The organism is Legionella santicrucis, from assembly GCF_001468135.1.
Lineage (GTDB): Bacteria > Pseudomonadota > Gammaproteobacteria > Legionellales > Legionellaceae > Legionella > Legionella santicrucis.
In genome coordinates this window covers 42,611-47,068 of record NZ_LNYU01000015.1, presented here as the reverse complement: position 1 = coordinate 47,068, position 4,458 = coordinate 42,611, and the positions used below count along the sequence as shown (strand labels likewise).

The following is a 4,458-nucleotide window of genomic DNA, read 5'->3' as shown; positions in this document are numbered from 1 at the left end:
TTTTTGCTCTCTCTACCAAGAACGATGAATTACTTGAGTTATTAGGGGAGTACGCTTCCCATCACCAAGAAGCCTTTGACGCGCTGTTGGCGACTAACAGGTATTATCTGCAGCAACTAAACAAAAAAATCATCGCTTTTGACGCTCTGGAACAAGGTGCCTCTATTAATGCGAGGAATGACAAGGGGCAAAGCGCCTTGCATCTTGCCACCTTAAAGGCAGATAAGAAGAGCATCAGCACCCTTATTGCACAGGGCATTAATGTAAACATTCAAGATAAAGACGGCAATACCGCCTTAATCCGTGCTCTTGAAAAAGTGCTTTACAAAGATAAAAGCGAAGTTGGACGCGATATTGCCCAACAATTGATTGCAGCGCAGGCGCAAGTAGATATCAAAAATAATGATGAAAATACACCGCTTATCATCGCAGTTAAAAACAAGGACTTAGCCATGGTGAACTATTTGCTGGAACACAGAGCTTGTCTTGAAACCTTTGATACCCACATGAAAACCGCCTTATTTTGGGCTGCTGAGAAAGGGTATGAGGCCATTTTTGATGTACTCCTGAAACACGGTGCTAAAGTCAATGGGATCTGTTATCCAGGTGAAAATACGCCACTGATGGCTGCACTAAACAATCACCATTTGGGTATCGCACAAAAAATATTGTCACAAAAAGAAGTGGCAGTAACACAACAAAACAGACGTGGCAATACAGTACTTCATCTGGCAGCTGATAATCCTAAAATCCTAAAAGCCATTCTCACATTATATCCAGAAAATCAACACTTAGAGGCGGTGAAGGTTAAAAACGAATATGGCAAAACGGTACTTCATTATGCTGCTAAGAATACTAAAAGCCTAAAGACTATTCTCGAATTATATCCAGAAAATCAACGTCTAGCGGCGGTGATGATTCAAAGCCAATATGGCAATACAGTACTTCATTATGCTGCTAAGAATACTGAAAGCCTAAAGACTATTCTCGAATTATATCCAGAAAATCAACGTCTAGAGGCGGTGATGATTCAAGGCGAATATGGCAATACAGTACTTCATATGGCTGCTACGAATGCTGAAAGCCTAAAGACTATTCTCGAATTATATCCAGAAAATCAACGTCTAGGGGCGGTGAAGATTCAAAACAACCTTGGCAATGCAGTACTTCATGATGCTGCTAGTAATGCTGAAAACCTAAAGACTATTCTCGCATTATATCCAGAAAATCAACGCCTGGAGGCGGTAATGAATCAAGGAAAATATGGTGATACAGTACTTCATAATGCTGCTAGCAATGCTGAAAGCCTAAAGACTATTCTTGAATTATATCCAGAAAATCAACGCCTAGAGATGGTGATGATTAAAAACAACAACGGCAATACAGTACTTCATTTGGCTGCTGCGGATGCCGAGAGCCTAAAGATCATTCTAGCGTCATTGCCGGAAAATCAACGTCTAAAGATGGTGATGATTCAAAACATATATGCCAGGAATACAGTACTTCATTGTGCTGCTGATACCCCTGAAAACCTAAAGACCATTCTAGCGTTATTGCCGGAAAATCAACGTATTGAGGTGGTGATGATTCGAGGTGAATATGACAATACACTACTTCATGCGGCTGCTAATAATCCCGAAAGCCTAAAGACCATTCTAGCGTTATTGCCAGAAAATCAATGTCTAGAGGCGGTGATGATTCAAAGAAAAGACGGCAATACAGTACTTCATCATTCTGCTAAGAATGCTGAAAGTTTAAAGACTATTCTTGCATTATATCCAGAAAATCAGCGCTTAGAGGCGGTGATGATTCAAAACAAATATGGAGATACAACACTTCATAATGCGGCTAATAATCCTGAAAGCCTAAAGACCCTTCTAGGGTTATTGCCGGAAAATCAACGTTTAGAGGCGGTGATAATTCAAAACGAACGCGGTGAGACCGCACTTCATAATGCAGCTAATAATCCTGAAAGCCTAAAGATCATTCTAGCATTATTGTCGAAAAGTCAACGTTTAGAGGCGGTGAGGATTAAAAACAAATATGGCAAGACAGTGCTTGATCGTGCTGCCGATAACTCTGAAAGCTTAAAGACCATTCTGGCGTTGTTGCCTACAGAAATTGACTATAGTAATAAAAATAAGGAACAAACTGTATTGTCTTCAAATAGGGATATCTTAAGAGTATCTCAAGTCAGACACTCATTTTTCTCGACTGCTAAAGAAAATAATAGTGACAACGAGATGCTGGATAACCCCCAGAGAGAGTATTGCTGAAAATAATAAATAGACTGTAAATTAAGGCTTTGTTCTGTTACAGCCGGAGCATTGCCTTAAACAAACTGGCCATTTTCCAAACCAGCCACAAAACGTTCACGAGCAAAACGCCTAACTATCTGTAGATTTTCCTGTAAAGGAAATTATAGGATGCTCCTCTTCACCGCTTAACACAGAGATTGAACTTACTATTAACAATGGATGTGCTTGCTAATTGCACTATTTTTTATAATGCATCACTTCTCTCAGGACTTTGTACTTCAAAACACCCCCTTTAACGATTATGTGACCGGATTTTATTTTTATCACTTCTGAAGCAGATCCGTTGCTTTCATTCATTGTATTTTTTTCAACTGCCCGTACCCTGTTCATTTTCGACAGTTATATTGAGCAATCATATAGATTAAAGTCTGCGCATATTGAAATGAGGTGAGCCATTTTTTTGTTGTACTGATTTTACCTTTAGTGAACCCCTATACAGTTAGTAAAAAAGGCTGATTTGTCCCCCTCACATAATCCAACCGAAGAGAAAAAAATATGTCACCCTTGTCCATGCTGAATATTTTACAAGAACTCCAAACCCTCCAGGGATTAAAGCAAAAATCACTTGCCTATAGCGCCAAAACCAATGAGCTCATTGAGCGCATTAACCATGATTATGGTGATGAAGGTGCCTCTTTCATGAAGGCTACGTTACAGCAATGGGGATTAGGGGACTTTAGAGCAGAAAATGATAAGGGGCCTTCTCATCAGGACTGCTATCAAAAAGTGCTGCCTTTATGCCAATTAGCCCTTATCGTAGAACACAATGGGATGGCTGAGGACCATGCTTTGAAATTAGCTACGATTTTTAAGGATGAACAAGCAGTATTGCATTATTTACTCCAATTTAAAGCCCAAAATGCCTACAACTACCTGGTTCATGATGCGTGCTTATTTGAGCTGCCTAAAGCCGATACGTGTGCGTTTCCGCAATGGCTAAAACTGGCCAACCTCTACCTTGTCAACCCCCGTTTTCGCGCCCTTTTGCCGCATGCAGAAGCCATTGAATCTCTGGGAAAAATGGGTAAGAAAGCAACGAAGCAAGAAGACCAAAAGTTCGATGCACAAGTAAGGGATAAAATTCAAGACGTCAAAAAGGAACTCTCTACGGTAGCAAGACAATACAAGAACCTTAAGAAAAAGCCTTTGACTAATCTCGAAGCACGAATGGTGCGTGAAGAACAGCTGAAAGTATGCAGTCAACGCCTATTTGAGCTGCAAACACAGCTCGTCTTGCTTTGCCAAGGACGATTACCTTTAGCACATGCTGACATGATTGTTTTGGATGCCTTTTATGCCAAGTACCAACAAGAAAGCAGTGCGGCTCAAAATATCTTAATTCAACACGGCATCAGCCCCCAAAGTAGAGAGCAATTTTATGCACTCAAGCGCGATAATGCAGATAAGACGATTCCTGATGTGATTCTTGATGGGAAAGACATTGGCTATCCTGGGATTTATATTAAAAAACTGGATACGACCACTGATAAAGGAGCAGCACTTGCAGCCTGTCTTGGGAAAATAACGCAGTGCTGCCAGTATCTTGGCGGTGTAGGCAGTGAGTGTGTGATTCATGGCATCACCTCGCCTAATGGTGGTTTTTATGTTTTATGCCAAGGTGAGGCACAAAATTCCTCCCTAGATGATGCCATTTTGGCACAGGCTTGGGTCTGGAAAGGGCAACAGGGTGGATTGTGTTTGGATTCAATTGAGTCTGCAGTGACGCCAGAAAAAATTGCGCCGGTGGCGGATATGTTTCGGTTGCTGGGTCACACCCTGTGTCAGGAGCATCACATCTCCCAGGTTACTACAGGTGCACAAAGTGGCATCACGCGTAAAGTGGCCTGCAAAGATTATCCCGCGATCAAAGAACACTTCCAGGATTATAAAGGGTACTGCGATTCTAAATCGCAGCTTCCTCTTGCCGGTGCGACCATGCCTTGCCTTTTCTACGGCAAGGTGGCCTCTTCCCAATTGCAAGCCAGAATTGCAGAGGAGACAAAACACTTTTTTCAAGAATTATTCAGCACCCAAGAGGCACTGCACAACAATGAAGTGTTGCAACAAGTGATTGCTTTTGTCCTCTCTACCAAGAACGATGAGTTACTGCAGTTATTAGGTGAGTGCGCCGCCAATCACC

Annotated in this window: 2 protein-coding genes; both read left to right on the top strand. The window is 41.6% G+C overall.

The genetic code is table 11. The features are described 5' to 3' along the window. A partial coding sequence (locus tag Lsan_RS03955; RefSeq protein ID WP_058513227.1) for an ankyrin repeat domain-containing protein occupies nt 1-2,276 on the top strand: 2,276 nt, incomplete at its 5' end. Between the two features lie 537 nt (nt 2,277-2,813). Then, nucleotides 2,814-4,458, top strand: a 1,645-nt coding sequence (locus Lsan_RS03950; protein ID WP_202814620.1) for a hypothetical protein, incomplete at its 3' end; no start/stop codon positions are given.